Source organism: Zhongshania sp. (genome assembly GCF_029212375.1).
Taxonomy (GTDB): domain Bacteria; phylum Pseudomonadota; class Gammaproteobacteria; order Pseudomonadales; family Spongiibacteraceae; genus Spongiibacter.
Genome location: NZ_JARGNU010000018.1, coordinates 1 through 18,942, shown reverse-complemented (window position 1 = coordinate 18,942; position 18,942 = coordinate 1). Strand labels below are relative to the sequence as shown.

The following is an 18,942-nucleotide window of genomic DNA, read 5'->3' as shown; positions in this document are numbered from 1 at the left end:
CCCTTAGCGGCCATCGCCACCCGACGCTTGAAACCAACAATAGGCGTAGGGTGGCAGCTTGATACTGCCCACATCACCTATTACTTGGCCACCGCTGAGTAAATCCTTCCACTGCAGACGCGGATCGAGATTTAACTCTGACAGGGGAATAGTTTGCGCTTCAGCACTAATGTTATACAGGGCAACAATGGTTTGCGGTGACCGTAAATCCTTGCTTCGCGTCTCACGGCGAATACCAAAAATTTGATCGCCAAGATGCAGCGGGTATTGCGCAGCATTGGGATGAAACGCGGGCTGCGTTGAGCGCAGCGCGATGAGCTCTTTAAGCACGGTAAAAATGCGCGCGTGGTGGCTCGACGTCGCCAGCTGCTCCTCTAGATCATCCGCCGACCACTGATGGCGGTTGATTGAGCGATTGTGACTGGTGTGCAAAACCCGATTTTCATCGTTCTCGGTGGCCAGTAAGCTGTGAATGTAGAACGCTGGCACCCCTTGCACAGCCAACATCAGGGCGTGGGCACAGATAAACCGCTGCTCTTGGTAGCCATCCTCGCCACCATTGTCACTATCACTGCCATCAAGCCGCCGACGCATGGCGTCGAACAAACTGATATTGATTTCATAAGGCCGATTTTCGCCATTGGCCAAGGCTCGCCACGACACTCTGCCGCCGCTTTTTTGCATCACACCAACAAGGGCCTGAATCTCATCGTCGCCGAGTAAACCTTCCGCCGGACGCAGGCCGATGCCGTCGTGGGAGGCAATAAAATTAAAATAGGTGGTGCCATCTTGAGCTGCTGGCATACCCATCATCCAGGTTTTTAGAGCGCGGCTGCTACCGGTAACTAAGGTGTTAATTAATAGCGGCGGCAGCGAAAAGTTGTAGACCATATGCGCTTCATTGGCATTACCGAAATACGCCAGATTCTCCCGCAGGGGAATATTGGTTTCGGTAATAATAATAGCGTCTGGCACCGCGTGCTCAATCAAGCTGCGTAGCAAGCGCACCGCCTCGTGGGTCTGCTCTAAATTTAAACTGCTGGTGCCCGGAATTTTCCACAGAAAAGCCACCGCGTCGAGACGAAAAATCCTAACCCCCATATCGAGGTAATGGCGGATAATCTTGATGAACTCCAATAGCACCTTGGGATTCTCAAAATTAAGGTCAACTTGGTCATGACTGAAGGTACACCAAACATGACGCTTGCCGTCGAGGGTTTGCACCTCGCTTAGCAAAGAGCTGGTGCGGGGCCGCACCACGGCACTTAAATCGACACTGGGATCGACCTCTACAAAATAATCTTGGCCGGGGTCGCGGCGCTGCTTAAAATTTTCAAACCACAGACTGCGGCTAGAGCAGTGATTTATGACCAAATCGGCCATTAAATCAAAATCACGGGCAATCGCACTCACGTCCTGCCAATCACCGAGCGAAGGATTCACTTCCACGTAGTTAATCACCGAGAAACCATCATCGGAACTATAAGGGTAAAAGGGTAAAATATGGACGCCGCTCACCACCCCGCGCAGCTCCCTGCGCAAAAAATCGTGCAGGGTGTGCAGCGGCCACTCCCCTTCGCGCAGAATTGAGTCGCCGTAAGTGATAACCAATGTATCACTTTCGTCCCAGTGGTTTTTATGGGCCTCAGGCATAAAGCAGCGCTGGTCTAGCGCCATTGCACCCATCATCTGATCAATTAACACCTCGCCACCAAGGTCTGGATATAAAACCTTTAAATGGGCGGCTAAGCGCGTGCGTAAATGCTGCTCGGGACCTAATTCCGTCATTACTGTGCGAATTCCTCGTTGTCAGCCTCCACCGCGGCCAGCATATCGGCCAGCAAGGTTGGCTCGGCGCTGCCTACCCGATTCCAGCTCGGTATAAACGGTGTTTCCATGGGGTTCTCTAAAAACATATTGCCGGCTTTCACAATATTCTGGGCGAATAGCTCGACCGCTTGTTCTTCGCGGTGCAAATCTAGATCAAGGCCGTTCATCACCGCGTCGGCGCGATAGCTGTCGACAAAATCTAGGGCAACTCGGTAATAGGTTGCCTTGATGGTGCGGAAGGTTTCGCTGTTAAAGACCACGCCATTAGTGGCCAATTTGCGAAAAATCGCTTTGGATATATCAATCGACATTTTCGACAGACCACTGCCGTCATCCGCCGCCGACAAGGACTGGTGCTTATGATCGTAAACATCTGCAATATCAACCTGACACAGCCGGTTGGTGGAGTAATTGCGGTACATCTCCGACAGCACGCCAATCTCTAAGCCCCAGTCGCTGGGAATACGCAGATCATTTAACACATCCATGCGCATTGAGAACTCCCCCGACAGGGGGTAGCGATAGCTGTCTAAATACTCGAGATAATCCGAGCCACCGAGAATTTTCTTTAAGGAGCGAATCAGCGGCGTGACCAATAAACGACTCACTCGGCCATTGATTTTGCCGTCGGCAACCCGCGCGTAATAACCCTTACAAAACTCGTAATTAAAGGCCGGATTAGCCACGGGATAAAACAATTGCGCAAGCAAGCGACGGTCATAAGTCAAAATATCGCAGTCGTGCAGGGCGATGGCCTCGGCGCGACCCGAAGCCTGAATAAAGCCAAGACAATACCACACATTGCGGCCTTTACCTGGCTCTTCGGGAGAAAGACCGCGCTTTTGCAGCCGAGCATCAATGGCTCGCAGCCGCGGGCCATCATTCCACAGCACGCGGTGACGCTGGGGTAGCCGACTAAAGAATTTCAAGGCGTAGCGATACTGAGCCTCATCGGCCTGATCCAAACCAATAATAATTTCATCGATATAATCGACCTTGGCAATTTCATCAATGATCGCAGCCAGTGCCGGACCTTCCAACTCCGAAAACAGCGAGGGCAACATCAGCGCCATTGGCCGCTGCTTAGCAAACTGCTTCAGTTCAGCCTCAATATCACTCACCGGCCGGTCAATTAAATTGTGTAAGGTAGTAATGATACCGTTCTGGTAAAAATCACCCATAACTTTCCCTATATTATTGTCATACGTTCATGGTGGTGGCTCGGCTTAATCGCCGGCGCCAAAAATATCCAACAAGGCTTCATTCCAGCCCACCGGACCAAAACCTTCGGTAATATGCAAGTCTCCCTGTGGCGCCACTATTTGCGGCGGCGAATGATGTGGTGAACGCACCAGCACAGCAATATCGGCTCGCTCTAACATGGCAATATCATTGCCGCTGTCACCCAGCGCGATCAGCTGCGGCGCAGGGCCAGATGGGTATAAGCAAGAAGCCAGCCACGCCATCGCCCGCCCCTTATCTGCGGCGCCCATAATATGGATAAAACGCCCGCCTTTTAGTGCCTGCAAGCCCTCCGCAGCCAGCAGCACCGCAAACGCCTGCCAGCGCTCGTCACTGTCTTCCCAGCGAATAGGCTCAGAATATTCACGCAGCAGAGCCAACTCTGCCTCTTGTAAACTTAAACCCGTTATTTTGCACAAAGTTGGTGCATCGTGGTCTGCAAAACCGGAAAACTGATAGCCATACTGTGCTCGCCACCCGTGCAATAGCGTTAAAATCTGTTCGCGGCGTGGCGCAAATTCCTTTACCCGCTGGCCATTTACTATGCTCAAATCAACATCGGCCAGCAAATCACAGCCGGCGGGCACCACCACCGCCGCGCCATTTTCAATAATAAAGGGATAGGGATTATTCAGCTGCGCCGCCAACTGATGCAACTCCGCTTGGGTCTTGCTGGTATTGAGTACCCAAATCACCCCCAATTCAGCTAAACGTGCCAAGGCTGGCAATGCTGCGCTAAAAGAGTAATTGTCGTGATCGAGCAAGGTGCCGTCTAAATCACTAAACACAAGGCTTGGGCATGTCTCAGCAGCATGGTCATCGCCTTGCCGTGGATAGTGCGCAGCGCTAATCTGACGATCCGCCGCCATCGTCATTACGCAGTCTGCGCGCAGGGGCAGCGCTCGCAAACATTGCTCGGTAATGCGCTGGTAGTGCTGAATAAAGCGCTGAATGGCCGGCGCATCCATTAATGCCGAGGCGGAACCCGCATCCACCTTCGCCGCCAATTTTTGTTCTTGCTCAAGCCGCCAGCCCTGCACACAGCCAAAACTGGGCGCCGCCAGCATTAGCAGATAATCAATTTGGGCAAAAAGATCGCGATACGGACCAGCGAGCGCGGTATTCACATAACGACGCCAAGCCCCGTCGCTATCCTCTGCCAACTCTAAAGCATTCACCGGCGCCAGCAGTGCTGCGGGCTCGCAAGCCTCTGCACCCAAACACCAGCCTTCAAATATAACGAGGTCAACGGGCCCACTGATTCGCGGCCAAGCTGACCGCTGGGCGCGGTCGTCGCAGGATTTATCAAAGCGCGGTAAATCCAGCGACTGGCCAGACTTGAGGGCCAATAAGGCCGCCAAGGTCTGTTTGGCAAGCGCCACGTCGTGGCTGCCTGGCACACCGCGGGTTAGGAGCAAAGGGTGCTCGGTTTTCGCCAACACCTCTCGTTCAGCCCGACGCAGATAAAAGTCATCGATGGACACCACCGCAACCGTCATCCCGTGCTCACACTGTAAATACCACTGTAAAAGCGCGGCCAAGGTCGACTTACCGCTGCCCTGGGCGCCGTGAATACCCAATACCCGCAAATCGCCAGCGCGAATACGCGGCAACACACCCTCTATAAACGGGATGAAGTAGGCGTGAATCTGCTGCCGATACTGCTCCGGCAAACGCTCCTGCAATAAAAACGCTGCGAGGTCCGCGTTAGACAAAGAAAACCCCCTATAACCTATAGAATTACTTCTTAAGTAGTTTGTTTAAGAGCTTAGTTATAACACAACCGCAAGTAAGCCCCATTACCAAGCATACCAATATGAGCTAAGCAGGTTTCTTGCCACCTAGGGTGAGACGGGAGAAAGTAGTTCCGAGGGATAAAACAACAGGCAAAAAAAAGAGGCCACTAGGCCTCTTTTAAAACACCTTCGCAGTCAGTGCTGATGACCGCCGGCGCCGTGAACATGGCCGTGGCTAAGCTCTTCTTCGCTGGCAACACGCACTTCTTCAATGCTGACATCAAACTGCAATACCTGACCGGCCAAAGGGTGGTTGGCATCAACAGTAACAGACTCGTCATCAACCGCTTTAACGACAACAGTTTGCACTTGGCCTTGAGCACCTGAGGCTTGGAACTGCATGCCGACTTCGATTTGATCGACGCCTTGGAATGCTTCACGAGGTACCGCTTGGATCAATTCAGGGTTCAGTTCACCGTAGCCATCTTCTGGCTGAACAGTTACTTTCATCGCATCGCCAATGGTTTTACCCGTCAGTTCACGCTCTAAACCGGGGATAATACCGCCGTGACCATGCAGATAGGCCAGTGGCTCTTGACCTTTAGACGTATCAATCTCAACGCCAGCTTCGTCGGTCAGGGTGTAGTGAAAAGCCACTACGCAATCGTTAGCAATAATCATGGGAGCCTCCCGTTAAAATAAGCCGACAAGCATGACAGTTTTGGCCGACGAGGTCACGCCGAGCGGCAAAATTATTGCGTATTTGGCGATATTCGCTGCCTAGCGATCAATATCGACGCCCAAGTGAGAAACTTGCCAGCCCCGGCAATCTGTCGCCATGCCCGAGTTTAAGCGCGACCAGAAATTCCCTCGCCCACCTCAACAATGCGCCTGCGCAGCCAAATATGACCGGGGTCGTGCTGCAAGAGCGGACTCCAAGCCAATTTAAGCTCAATAGGAATAATCATAAATGGCGGCTTACGCGCCGCTAAGCGCGGGTCATCGGCGTACAAATTGGCTACTTGGGTTGGCAGGGTGGCAATAAGATCGGGGTGTTTGGCCAATAGCGCCGCCACCTGGTAATGGCGGGTAAATACCCTAATTTGGCGCTCGTGACCGCACTCTGCCAAGGCTTCATCAACCCAGCCCAAGCGTTGGCTGTCGCGCTGACTCATACCGCGACCGACCCCCATACCGGTCTTGCTCACCCAAATATGGGGAGCAGCCAAAAAGGCGTCCATATCAAAATTATTAAGCGCTTTGTTATCACTACTCATCAGACAAGAAAAGCTGTCGCGCCACACCGTGGCCTGATGAAACGACTGAGGCAAACGATCGAAGCGATTGATCGCCATATCAATTTTGCCCTGCTCTAAATCCTGAAAGGTCACATCACTGGGCGTAAGCACGTCCAAGGTAATATTAGGGGCTTCATCGCGCAGCTTAAATAGCAGCGGCATCAGCAGAGTCGATTCAGCGTAGTCGCTGGCCATAATCCGAAAGACACGACTACTCTTCGTGACCTCAAAATCAGAAACTGGCAGTACCGCCTGCTCTACCGCAGATAAAATAGTCCGCACTTGAGGCTGCAACTCCAACGCTCGCTCAGTAGGCGTCATACCCTCGCTAGTACGTACCAGCAGCGGATCATTAAACAAATCACGCAAACGGCGCAGACCATTGCTCAGTGCGGGCTGGGTAATACCCAACTGCTCCGCGGCGCGGGTCACATTCTTTTCTCGCAGCAACACATCAAGGTAGACCAGCAAGTTAAGGTCGATTCGCGATAGATTCATACTAAGAATAACTCCGCAGGGCTTAATAGTTTTGCGTGATTATGGGCGTTTTTAAGCTTTGCTGCCAGCGGCAGCAAATTAGGTCTGGCGGCGGACGCCTGATGTCGGACGTAAAGGCCGCAATACCTTCGTCTGGCGTCAGACTTCCGACACCCGACCTCGCAATAAAAAAGGCCCGGAAAACCCGGGCCAAGCCTCACTGACAGGAAAGGAATCGTTTACAGATCAAGCCTTAGCTTGAGCTTTGTATTCAATACGACGGCGATGAAGGACTGGCTCGGTGTAACCGCTGGGCTGTTCGCAGCCTTTAAACACCAACTCACAGGCGGCTTGGAAAGCCACGTTGTCGTCAAAATTGGGCGCCATTGGCGTGTAACTCGGGTCGCCGGCGTTTTGGCGGTCAACCACCGCCGCCATGCGTTTGATGGTTTCCATCACTTGGGCTTGCGTACAAACGCCGTGGTGCAACCAGTTGGCGATGTGCTGGCTGGAGATCCGCAAGGTGGCACGGTCTTCCATCAGGCCAACATCGTTGATATCAGGCACTTTAGAGCAGCCCACACCCGCGTCGATCCAGCGCACTACGTAGCCGAGCATGCCCTGGGCGTTGTTATCCAATTCTTGCTGGATTTCTTCAGCGCTCCAATTGGGGTTCTGCGCAACCGGGATACTTAAAATATCGTCAAGTGCCGCGCGTTGGCGGCTAGCCAGCTGCGCTTGCACTGACTTCACATTAACTTGGTGGTAATGCATAACATGCAAGGTAGCGGCGGTGGGCGACGGCACCCAAGCGCAGTTAGCACCGGCTTGAGGGTGTGCAATTTTTGCATCCATCATTGCCGCCATTTCGTCGGGCATAGCCCACATGCCTTTACCAATTTGAGCGCGGCCGCTTAAGCCACAGGCCAGACCAATATCAACATTCCAATCTTCGTAGGCGTTAATCCACGCCTGCTTTTTCATGTCCGCCTTGCGCACAAACGGGCCGGCTTCCATACTGGTATGAATTTCGTCGCCAGTGCGATCCAAAAAGCCAGTGTTAATAAAAATAACCCGCTCAGGAACGGCGGCAATACACGCTTTAAGGTTAACCGTGGTGCGGCGCTCCTCATCCATTATGCCAATTTTTAAGGTGTTACGCGGCAGACCAAAAGCGTCTTCAACTCGCGAGAATAATTCGCCAGCAAAGGCCACTTCTTCTGGGCCGTGCATTTTGGGTTTAACAATATACACGCTGCCGGTGCGCGAATTACGCAGCGAGCCAGTTTGCTTAAGATCGTGCATCGCCGCCAAAACGGTGACCATGGCATCCATAATGCCTTCGGGCACTTCAACGCCGTCGGCATCAATAATGGCTTCGTTGGTCATCAAGTGACCAACATTACGCACCAATAACAAGCTGCGACCGTGCAAGGTTTTCTCACTGCCGTCGGCGGCGGTAAACACGCGATCAGCAACCAAGGTGCGCACCAGCTCTTTGCCACCCTTGGTGAGCTTTTCCTGAAGATCGCCCTTCATTAAGCCCAGCCAATTGCGATAAACCTCAACTTTATCGGCAGCATCTACTGCCGCGACCGAATCTTCACAATCTTGGATAGTGGTCAGGGCCGACTCCAGTACCAGATCTTTAACCCGCGCAGGATCATCCTTGCCAATGGAGTGTTGGTCGTCGATTTGAATATCAATGTGCAGACCGTTATTCACCAGCAAAACATTGCTAGGGCTGGCGGCAGCACCGAGAAAACCTACAAACTGCTCGGGCTGCTGCAATTCAGTAACAGAGCCGTCGGCCAAGCTAACCGCCAATGCACCATTTACAACGCTATATAGGGTGGCATCTGCATGACTACCACTGGCCAAAGGCACGCTGCTATCCAAAAATTGGCGCGCGTAAGCAATAACTTTGGCGCCGCGCACTGGGTTGTAACCCACACCCTTATCAGCACCATCGGCCTCGGAAATTACATTAGTGCCATATAGCGCATCGTAAAGGCTGCCCCAGCGCGCATTGGCGGCATTCAAGGCGTAGCGAGCATTCATTACCGGCACCACCAACTGAGGACCTGCCAAATTGGCAATTTCCTCATCAACATTCACGGTGCTAACCGCAAAATCAGCCGGCTCTGGGAGCAGGTAATTAATGTCTGTTAAGAATGCTTTATACTTAGCTGCGTCGAACTGACCGCGATTGGCGCGGTGCCATTCGTCGATCTGAGCTTGGATCTGCTCGCGCTTAGCTAATAAGGCACGGTTTTTAGGGGCGAGGTCTCTAATGACTGCCGCCATGGCATCCCAAAATTGAGTTGGGCTAATGCCCGTGCCAGGAGCGACCTCATCGTTGACCAAACGATAAAGTACATCGGCAATTTGTAAGCCGGCGTGCTGCACCCTAGAACTGGCCTGCGATGACATAATCACTCCTTATGATTTAAATATATTCTGTATAAGACATTGCAATTTGAGGCATCACTGTTTGAACTAAGCCTCAATGTAGACCACCATCCTAGCAGCTAGGGATAATTCTGCAAATTTATCCATATTATCGTTACTATTCTTTATGTGAATGAATAAATCTAAATTGCGCGATGGCAATGCTGAAATTCAACACCCCCTCGTTATCACGGCTATTATTACGTAGCGAGATAAGCTGCTAGTAGCAATCAGGCAGTCAGCATTCATAAAATAAATAATCGACATAAAATCTATAAATTAGAAAAATTTAGCCGCCGCGCGTAGACTAGCCAGCATTAAACCACCCCAACGCAACAAAATAGGGACCATATATGTCAACTCTACAAGCAGACATCCAGGCAGTTGCCGCACTCAAAGAAACCGGCGGCAGCAGCTGGGACGCGATTAACCCAGAATCCGCAGCGCGTATGCGTGCCCAGAACAAATTCAAAACGGGTTTAGACATCGCCAAATACACTGCCGACATCATGCGTGCAGACATGGCTGCCTTCGACAAAGACAAGACCAAATACACTCAGTCGCTGGGTTGCTGGCATGGCTTTATTGGCCAGCAGAAGATGATTTCTATTAAGAAACACTTCAATGGTAAAACCGATCGTCGCTACTTGTACCTGTCTGGCTGGATGGTTGCTGCACTGCGCTCTTCATTCGGTCCTCTGCCTGACCAATCAATGCATGAAAAAACGGTTGTTGCCGACTTAGTACGCGAGCTGTACACCTTTCTACGTCAAGCTGATGCACGTGAGCTGGGCGGCCTATTCCGCGCACTAGATGATGCTCGCGAAGCCGGTAACACCGCTGAAGAAGCTAAAATTCAAGATCAAATCGACAACCACGTTACTCATGTAGTGCCGATTGTTGCTGATATCGACGCTGGTTTCGGTAACGCTGAAGCGACTTACCTGATGGCCAAGCAAATGATCGAAGCTGGCGCTTGCTGCCTGCAGATCGAAAACCAGGTTGCTGACGAGAAGCAGTGCGGCCACCAAGACGGCAAAGTGACCGTACCTCACGCCGACTTCCACAATAAGCTGCGCGCATTGCGTTACGCTTTCTTGGAGCTGGGTGTCGACAACGGCGTTATCGTTGCACGTACTGACTCTGAAGGCGCTGGCCTGACTAAAGAAATCGCCGTTGTTAAAGAGCCAGGCGATCAGGGCGATGTTTACAACTCTTTCCTAGACGTTGAAGAAATCGACGTAGCTGACATGGCTGAAGGCGATGTTTGCTTCAACCGTAACGGCAAGCTGGTTCGTCCTAAGCGCTTACCTTCTGGCCTGTACCAATTCCGCGAAGGCACTGGCCACGAGCGTTGCGTATTCGATTGTATCGAAGCTATTAACGCCGGCGCTGACCTGCTGTGGATTGAAACTGCGGTTCCAACTGTTCACGAAATCAAAGGCATGATGGACGAAGTTCGTAAAGTTCACCCAGATGCGAAGTTGGTTTACAACAACTCGCCTTCTTTCAACTGGACACTGAACTTCCGTCAGCAAACTTTTGACACTTGGACTGCTGAAGGTAAAGACGTATCTGCTTACGATCGTGCGAACCTCATGTCAGCCGAATACGACGAAACTGAATTGGCTGCCGTTGCTGATGATCGCATCAGAACTTTCCAAGCAGATACTGCCCGTGAAGCGAACGTGTTCCATCACCTAATCACTCTGCCGACTTACCACACTGCGGCGCTGTCTACTGACAACCTCGCAAAAGAGTACTTCGGTGAGCAAGGTATGCTGGGTTATGTTGCCGGCGTACAGCGTAAAGAAATCCGCCAGGGTATTGCCTGTGTTAAGCACCAGAACATGTCAGGTTCAGACATGGGTGACGATCACAAAGAATACTACGCTGGCGAGCTTGCACTGAAAGCAGGTGGCGCGAAGAACACCTCTAACCAGTTCAACTAAGCTGCAAGCGGTTACCCTGGTGAATACACTTGTATAACTAGGGCACCGTTATCGCAGTACCAAAAGGCGACTCCTTGCAAAAGGTGTCGCCTTTTTTACAACTGAAATAGAGTGACCGCTAACGATCCTAGCAAAAGTATTGAATAGCTTTTTACGCTAGAATTCCAAATGCTTACCACCTCAAACAATTGAGTGATTTCGAATATGGCTGATACACCTGCTTATCTTAAAGACGCTAAAGCGTTGTTAAATGAACATGGCTTTGCCTCAAGCAATGTCTGGTATCACGGCACCTCATCGGCGCTAGTCGATTCAATCAAAGCACAGGGCCTGAAACGCTCTGGCGACCAAGTACTTAAGCGCGCTGCAAAAAAGACCATGGCCACGATCGGCAATAGCTACACTGAATCGATAGAGCCGGTATTTTTAACCCAAAGCAAAGAGCTGGCTTTTTACTGGGCCCTGCAAGCCGTGCGAAACCGCAGCGTGCGCGTTGAAGGTGACGAGCACGCCGTCGTGTTTGCCGTAAACCTGCCAGAAGAACTAAACGCTAAAGTAAAGCCTGATGTTGGAGCCGCGAGCTTACTGCTGCTAAAAGAAGGTGAAGATTATATGGCTTATCTCGCCCATATTTATCAAGAAAGTGGTTTTGACATACCCAATATAGACCTAATGACAGCCGACCGCTTAGCCTACTTAAATGTATTAGGTATGGCATATCTTAATACCGATATTAATGTTTCATACCTAGACATCATTACTGGATAAATGAACCCGTTTGACCAATGCTAGACGCGAGAGGCAAAAAGGCTTAGCAGTTTCCCCTTTTTCCATTGTTCGCCCACCATCAGGCACAGTAGGAGTTACTATGATTACAATATCCACCCCCGACCTCTGCGACGAACATGGCGACAAAGTTCGCGTACTCGAAGGCAATTTCCGCCACTACGGTGGTAAGCAGCATTTCTGGGGCGAGATCGCGACCATTAAATGCTTTGAAGACAACTCCAAAGTCGCCGAGATGGTTAAAGAACCCGGTAAAGATCGCGTGCTAGTGGTTGATGGCGGCGCCTCCCCACGGCGCTCACTGCTGGGCGACAACCTCGCCCGCGCGGCCGCCGACAACGGCTGGCGCGGCATCGTAATTTACGGCTATCTGCGCGACGTTGAAGAGCTCGCCAATATGCCCATCGGTATCATGGCCTTGGGTAGCGTACCCCGCAAAACAGAAAAGCTTGGTGACGGCCGCTGCAATATTGCACTCGAATTTGGCGGCACCACGCTCAGCCCAGGAGAGCACCTCTACGCCGACCTAAGCGGCGTTATTGTGGCCGCCCAGCCCCTGACAAATAGCTAATAATCTACTAGGGTCTAATAAGACTTAGCACTGTCGAAAACCAATAATAAGGAACAGACAATGAAACTTGGATTATTACTGGGCTACTCTGGGGCAAAGCTCGCGCTGCCGATGGACGCCGTTAGGCAAGCGGAGTTACTCGGCTTTGATTCGGTGTGGACAGCAGAAGCCTATGGCTCCGACGCCGTTACCCCTGCCGCGTGGATTTTAGCCCTTACCAACAAAATCAAAGTCGGTACCGCCATTATGCAAATGCCGGCGCGCACACCGGCCATGGCGGCAATGACCGCCATGAGCTTAGACCAACTCTCTGGCGGTCGCTTCATCGTCGGTCTCGGCGCATCCGGCCCGCAAGTGGTAGAAGGCTGGCATGGGGTGCCCTACGGTAAACCCGTCACTCGCACCCGCGAATACATTCAAATCATGAAACAGATTTTCGAACGCAAAGGCCCAGTAGAATTCGACGGCGGCATGTACCAAATGCCCTATAAAGGCCCTGGCGCTACCGGACTAGGCAAGCCACTAAAATCGATACTGCACGGCGACCCTAACATTCCTATTTACACTGCATCGATCACACCCGCCGGGGTGAGCGCTTCCGCCGAAGTGGCCGACGGCGTGTTTCCAGTGTGGATGAGCCCAGAAAAATACTCGGTTTTGGAACCCAGCATTGAAAAAGGCCTGCAAAAAAGTGGCCGCAGCAAAGCTGACTTCGACGTCGCACCCTTTGTTGGCGTCATTATGGACGACAACCTCGACGGCTGCCGCGCCTTTATCAAAGACTTCCTAGCGCTGTATATCGGCGGCATGGGCGCCAAAGGCAAAAACTTTTATACCGATTACGCAAGCCGAATGGGCTATGGCGACGACGCCGAAAAAATTCAAGACCTTTACTTAGCTGGCAAAAAGGACGAAGCACGCGCGGCCGTGCCCGACGCCCTTGTTGACGAAGTTGCCCTTGTTGGCCCCGAAGCGCGAATACGCGAACGCGCCAAAGACTGGAATGCCGCATCTAGCCGAGGCGAAATTAATACCATGCTGTTAAACTGTCAGCAGCCCGACGCAATGGAAGTCATGGCGGATTGTTTCCTTTAGTGGAAGCGGGAGAGGCTTACTGGGAGACAGGAAACGCAAAGACCTCGCGAAAATCTGGCAGCATTTGCATCTACCGTCTCTCGGCAAGCGTCTCCTCGCCATACCAAGCAACCAGCAACACACCTAGGAACCACAAATGACCGCAGTAACCCGCCGCCTCGCAATGGCCATACTCAATGGCTTTGACGCCTTTTTTGCCGAATACAAAAACATCACCCTTGGCGCCCAAGCGCGCTTCGAGGCGGCAGACTGGCACGGCGCCCAAAAAGCCATGCGCGATCGCCTAGATTTGTGGAAACAAAAACGGTCGATTGTCGCCGAAGCCGCCTACACAATTACCGGCGGTAGTGTCGAAGACCGCGATAACTGGGAGATTGCCAAACAAGAGTACGCTGAGCTAATCCAGAATCACGACAACTACGAAATAGCCCAGTCATTCTTCAACTCCATATACTGCTATGTCTTTAAACATGAAAAAATTCGCGATGTGCATACGTTTGCGCTCAGCTCAGTAGAGCACTGCACCCCCGCCTCCACCGAGTCCATACTTCGTCGCTACCGTTTTGACGGCGACAACGCCGCCGACATCGCCCGCTCACTGTTAAATGACTGCGAATTCAATATCCCTTGGGAAAACCTCGACCGCGATATTGGATTTATCATGAACGTGGTAAACGCCGAATTGATTCCCAAAATCCGCGATCGCAGTAAAGAGATTTACGTTGAAACCCTCGAGTCATTGTTTTTTCGCAATAAGGCGGCCTATTTAGTCGGCCGCATTGTGAGCGGCGATTTCAGCATGCCCTTTGTACTGCCGATATTGCACAGCGAAAACAACTCGATTTTTGTCGACACGGTGCTATCCGACCCCGACGACATCTCAATATTGTTCAGCTTTAGTCGCAGCTACTTTATGGTGGACACGTCCATTCCATCTGAGTACATCGCTTTCTTACACCGCCTAATGCCCCACAAAGAAATCTTTGAACTCTATATTGCCATCGGCATGCCCAAGCACGGCAAAACCGAGTTTTTCCGTTTTGCCGTCAACGAGACCGCCAATAGCGAGTCGCCCTATATCATTGCCCCCGGTATAAAGGGTATGGTCATGCTGGTATTTACCCGCCCCGACTTTGGCTATGTATATAAGGTTATTAAGGATCGCTTCACGCCACCCAAAGACATGAGCCAAGAACATGTGCGCAAATGCTATAGCTTGGTAAAGCGCTGGGACCGCGGCGGACGCATGGCCGACACCCAAGAGTTTAATAACCTCGCCTTTGACCGCCGCCGCTTTTCCGACGAACTCATTGCCGAGCTAGAAAAAGAAGCGCCATCAAAAGTCAGCGTAAGTGGCAACGCATTGCTGCTCAAGCACGTCTATGTAGAACGTAAAATGGTGCCCCTCAACCTCTATCTCAAAGACTGCGACGAACAGCAGCTTGAAAGCGTGATGGGCGAATACGGCAATGCCATTAAACAATTAGCCGCTGGTAATATTTTCCCCGGCGATATGCTACTGAAAAACTTTGGGGTAACCCGTCACGGCCGCGTGGTGTTTTACGACTACGATGAAATATGCCCACTCACCGACTGTAATTTTAGAAAACTGCCCGAGCCCAAAAATGATGAGCAAGCCATGGCGACTCAGCCTTGGTATGAGGTTAATCCGGAAGATGTTTTTCCTGAGGAGTTTCGCCTATTCTTCTCTGGCAACCAGCGCGCCAAGAAGGTGTTTGATTCGCTGCACAGTGACCTCTACGACCCAGCCTACTGGCAGGGCCTGCAGGAAACAATTCGCAACGGCTATGTTGCCGATGTATTCCCCTATCGGAAAAAGCAGCGGTTTCAGCAGCGCGCAATGCTGTAATCACACCCAGCCGCTCAATCAAAACTTCTTATTCGATGTACGCGTCGGAAGATCCGCAATACACTGCTCAAAAAGCAGCGCGGATTTTTCGTTAGAGGGTATAAAGGATTCAACAAAAAACCGTGGGGAATGGCCATTACTAATCGGCCCGTGAAAGCTGCTGGTGATATGAGTAAACTCCACACTTCTTGCGGCACCACCAATTAAAATATTATTAATGCCATGTAGCGCCCGTTCATTGGGTTCAAGACGCAAGGCCTCACGCACATCCTCACTGGCTGTAGCTTCGCGTTCCAAATGTTCAAATACTTCGACCTCTGGAGCCCGCCGAGCATGATTGCGCAAGCGCCAAATCATGCTCTTAACCACTTCGTGCCAATTAAAAAAATAAGGCTTGAGACTACTTTGGTCAACGACCGACAACAATAAATTAGGTTTGCCTTTAAAGTATTTTAAATTAATTTCAAAATACTCCAAATACAACTTAGACACTGTATTCATCGACACAATATTGAGTTGCCGATCAAGTAAATATGCGGGATACGGGCTGTATACATCTAAAACTTGCTGTATAGGCCGAGGTAATGCTTCATTTAAATTTATTTCATTATACGCTGACTGCCGCGAAGCAAAGCCCGCCAATTGCAATAACATCTCTTCTTGGCTCGGGGGCAATTCTAATACGGTAAAAATGCGCGCTAAAGTTTTACGGCTAACACCCGTCTTGTTGCACTCGACAAAACTGAGGTGACGACTTGAAATGCCCGCCGCTGAGGCAACAAATTGCTGCGAAAAATTTCGCTGCTTTCGACATTGTCGTAACGTTGCACCAAACAAAGCATTCCCTATGTACTTAGCCAAGACCCTTTCCATATTATATTTTTGAACTGACTGTACCAAGTATCTGAAAGAATGAATCAAATTGCACCGTACTCAAAATAAATACTACCTAAAAGGTTAGCGCAATTTTGAGCCCCAGAGTCAGCTCACCAGACTCGTTATAACAACGGCTTTTTAGGCCTTGCCAACCCCACACCAAAATCACTTGTTATGCACTTTCAGCCATTAACCACAGCCGCTCTGTTAATAGCAAGCTACACTTGTTTTAGGTGTAAACATTTATAACTACACAAAAACTAATCAAAGTGCCATAGTTGTGGTGCGCATAAAAACCGCGATTAGCTAGCGCTCAGAGGAGTATTACCGTGAATACAAAAATTCTCGCCATTGCGGCCACCCTAATGCTAGCCGCCTGCGGCGGCAGCTCAAGCAATAGCCGCGCTCAGCCTCCTCATACGGGGCCGGCCAGCGATCGAGCGATCGTGCAGGTGCTCTCAAACCGCCCCGACCTCGTATCGGCAGGCGATGTATTAATTGAGGTCCTACTAAAGGACGCTCAAGCCGCCGAAGATCTGACCCTTCGCCTCAATAATGTTGATGTAAGCAGCACGCTACAAGCCACCACAAGCAACCCACTGCGCTTACTAGGCCTGGTGGAAGGCTTAAGCCTCGGCGAAAACACTATCAGCGCAAATATCGGCAATAGCATTACCGTAATCAACCACCCCTCGGGTGGCCCTGTTTTTACTGGGCCGCATATTCAGCCTTGGAAGTGTCAAGATGGCGCTGACGACGAGGATTGCAACCAACAAGTGGAATATCTCTGGCTATACAAGTCGACCAACCCGACGCTAAGCGGCTTACAGCCATATGACCCCGAAAATCCAGCCGCCGATGTCGCCACCACCACGACTGATACGGGTGAGACGCTGCCATTTATTGTGCGTCAGGAAAATGGCTATCAGGCGCGCGATCAGTACAGTATTTTTACTTTGCACAAAACTGGTGAAGACTGGACCGCAATACAGCCACAATCCCAGTGGAATCGTCGCTTATTAGTTACCCACGGTGGCAATTGCCGAGGCGACCACGACACCGATTCGCCGCCCACTGATGACTACGCCGGCACGATTCCAGGCAACCCGCTCATCGAACAATCGTATATTACCGCCCTGAGCATGGGCTGGTCGGTACTCTCTACCGCGCAGTTAAACTTAGGGCACAATTGCAATTTGAGCTATCAAGCAGAATCGCTAATGATGGCCAAAGAGCATTTTATTGAACAGTATGGCGAGTTGCGTTACACCGTAGGCACAGGTTGCTCTGGCGGCGCAATTACCCAAAACATGATTGCCAATGCATACCCTGGCTTGTATCAGGGCTTGTTAACCACCTGTACTTACCCTGATGTAATGAGCACCGCGACCCAGTTTGCCGACTACCATATGCTGCTGCGCTACTTTGGTATTACCGCCGATAATCCTGTGGCGCCAACCTCTCGCGATGGCACTGTCTATGCTATACCCCAACAAAACGAAATTTACGGTCACGTGAACGGTATTGTTAATGCCACGGTGGCTGACACCGCGCTGTTTGGCGAGGCAGTAGACCCCGCATCTGCCTGCGGCGGCGTGAGCGCTGAAGAGCGCTTTGATCAAGACACCAATCCCGGCGGCGTGCGCTGCGATGTAATTAGCTTTATGGAAAATATGGTTGGTGAGCGCGAGCGCGTCCCTGCTGCCGATCCGCTGAGCGACCGCTGGTCACAAATTGAAAAAGATCTTGGCTATGGTTTTGCCGGCTTCCCATTGGGTAACGAAGGCGTACAGTACGGCTTAGTCCCTCTGCAACAGGGCACTATAAGTCCTGCACAATTTTTAGCCTTGAACACAAATATCGGCGGCTTAGACCCGAGCTTGAATGTGACAGCAGGCCGTATGAAGGCAGATTACCCAGCGCTGCCCAATGCCTACCGGACCGGCATTTTGAATACCGTAGTGAATATGGATACCGTGCCGATTATCAATATGACTGGCCCAGATCCCGGCGCGGCGCACGACGCGGTGCACGGCTATTGGGTGCGCTGGCGCCTTGAACGTGAATTTGGTCACCGCGACAACTTTGTTCACTGGGGTGGCCTCACCGCCTTGGTCGGCGACCTTAATTACATGAATCAATCTTTGGTAGCCATGGCCTCGTGGTTAGATGCCATTGAGGCGGATACCAGTGTTACGCCACTAGCACAAAAAATCATTGTGAATAAACCTGCAAGCGTGCAGGACCAGTGCAGCGGCGTACCCGGCCAAATGTGCCCAGAAGAATTGATGACGGTATTTGGCACACCTCGCACCCAAGCAGGGGCCGATAAGTATGGCGATCAAATACAATGCCAATTGAAGCCCTTTAGCCGCACCGACAATTACGGACTGGGCAATACCCTGTGGCAAGAGGCCGACTGGCTAGTATTGGAGCAAACCTTTGCGACTGGCGTTTGTGATTGGTCTAAACGTCCGTTGGCGTGGCAGCGCACGGTAACATGGCTAAAGTATCAAGACGAAAAAGGCGATGTTATTACCGGCGGCGAGCAAATGACGCCGGCCAATTTCCCCGTCGGCTGGGCAAGCCCCGCATTTTCTAAAACATGGGAGCCAAGCTGGCAGCAGCCCTAAAACCCAACACGCAAATAACTGAGACAATGGAATTTTAAAGGCAAGCTGCCCACTCTAAACTCAGGATTTCGTAAGCGTCCGGCAAACCCACGTTGCCTACGGCCGCCAATTATGCGGCAGTAGCT

The 18,942-nt window shown here is 51.4% G+C and carries 13 protein-coding genes; 6 read left to right on the top strand and 7 right to left on the bottom strand.

From position 1 onward, the window contains the following. Nucleotides 1-3: 3 nt before the first annotated feature. From P1U47_RS15405 to P1U47_RS15380, 6 genes are all read right to left on the bottom strand, one after another. The gene (locus P1U47_RS15405) at nucleotides 4-1,788 is read right to left on the bottom strand and encodes an alpha-amylase family glycosyl hydrolase (protein WP_301030100.1); all 1,785 of its coding nucleotides are present in this window, start codon (nucleotides 1,786-1,788) and stop codon (nucleotides 4-6) included. Then, entirely contained in the window at nucleotides 1,788-3,011 is a 1,224-nt protein-coding gene (locus P1U47_RS15400) for a glycosyl transferase (protein WP_301030099.1), read from the bottom strand. Before P1U47_RS15400 ends, P1U47_RS15405 begins: the two co-directional genes overlap by 1 nt. Nucleotides 3,012-3,056: 45 nt before the next feature. Continuing rightward, nucleotides 3,057-4,787 carry an HAD-IIB family hydrolase gene (locus P1U47_RS15395; protein ID WP_301030098.1) on the bottom strand — a complete coding sequence of 577 codons (1,731 nt, stop codon included), beginning with the start codon at nucleotides 4,785-4,787 and terminating at the stop codon, nucleotides 3,057-3,059. 216 nt (nucleotides 4,788-5,003) lie between these two features. After that, the gene (locus P1U47_RS15390) at nucleotides 5,004-5,489 is read right to left on the bottom strand and encodes a peptidylprolyl isomerase (RefSeq protein WP_301030097.1); all 486 of its coding nucleotides are present in this window, start codon (nucleotides 5,487-5,489) and stop codon (nucleotides 5,004-5,006) included. A 167-nt stretch (nucleotides 5,490-5,656) separates the two neighbouring features. Beyond that, nucleotides 5,657-6,604, bottom strand: a complete 948-nt coding sequence (locus P1U47_RS15385; protein ID WP_301030096.1) for a LysR family transcriptional regulator — start codon at nucleotides 6,602-6,604, stop codon at nucleotides 5,657-5,659. Between the two features lie 225 nt (nucleotides 6,605-6,829). Beyond that, a complete protein-coding gene (locus tag P1U47_RS15380; protein WP_301030095.1) occupies nucleotides 6,830-9,016 on the bottom strand; it encodes a malate synthase G in 2,187 nt (728 codons plus the stop codon). 371 nt (nucleotides 9,017-9,387) lie between these two features. On the opposite strand from P1U47_RS15380, the gene P1U47_RS15375 reads away from it, so the two are divergent. The 5 genes from P1U47_RS15375 to aceK all read left to right on the top strand — a co-directional run bounded on the left by P1U47_RS15375 (nucleotide 9,388) and on the right by aceK (nucleotide 15,308). Then, on the top strand, nucleotides 9,388-10,986 hold the full coding sequence (locus tag P1U47_RS15375; RefSeq protein ID WP_301030094.1) for an isocitrate lyase: 1,599 nt from the start codon (nucleotides 9,388-9,390) through the stop codon (nucleotides 10,984-10,986). Between the two features lie 204 nt (nucleotides 10,987-11,190). After that, the gene (locus tag P1U47_RS15370) at nucleotides 11,191-11,754 is read left to right on the top strand and encodes a hypothetical protein (protein WP_301030093.1); all 564 of its coding nucleotides are present in this window, start codon (nucleotides 11,191-11,193) and stop codon (nucleotides 11,752-11,754) included. A gap of 100 nt (nucleotides 11,755-11,854) precedes the next feature. Then, nucleotides 11,855-12,343, top strand: a complete 489-nt coding sequence (gene rraA / locus P1U47_RS15365; protein ID WP_301030092.1) for a ribonuclease E activity regulator RraA — start codon at nucleotides 11,855-11,857, stop codon at nucleotides 12,341-12,343. A gap of 60 nt (nucleotides 12,344-12,403) precedes the next feature. Beyond that, nucleotides 12,404-13,438 carry an LLM class F420-dependent oxidoreductase gene (locus tag P1U47_RS15360; protein WP_301030091.1) on the top strand — a complete coding sequence of 345 codons (1,035 nt, stop codon included), beginning with the start codon at nucleotides 12,404-12,406 and terminating at the stop codon, nucleotides 13,436-13,438. 136 nt (nucleotides 13,439-13,574) lie between these two features. Continuing rightward, nucleotides 13,575-15,308, top strand: coding sequence for a bifunctional isocitrate dehydrogenase kinase/phosphatase (aceK, locus tag P1U47_RS15355; protein WP_301030090.1), 1,734 nt, complete (start codon nucleotides 13,575-13,577; stop codon nucleotides 15,306-15,308). Nucleotides 15,309-15,326: 18 nt separating this feature from the next. Here aceK and P1U47_RS15350 read toward each other — a convergent pair whose 3' ends face one another. Continuing rightward, a complete protein-coding gene (locus P1U47_RS15350) occupies nucleotides 15,327-16,169 on the bottom strand; it encodes a helix-turn-helix domain-containing protein (RefSeq protein WP_301030089.1) in 843 nt (280 codons plus the stop codon). 344 nt (nucleotides 16,170-16,513) lie between these two features. Between P1U47_RS15350 and P1U47_RS15345 the strand changes: the two genes are divergently transcribed. Continuing rightward, nucleotides 16,514-18,817, top strand: coding sequence for a DUF6351 family protein (locus P1U47_RS15345; protein WP_301030088.1), 2,304 nt, complete (start codon nucleotides 16,514-16,516; stop codon nucleotides 18,815-18,817). Nucleotides 18,818-18,942: the final 125 nt, after the last annotated feature.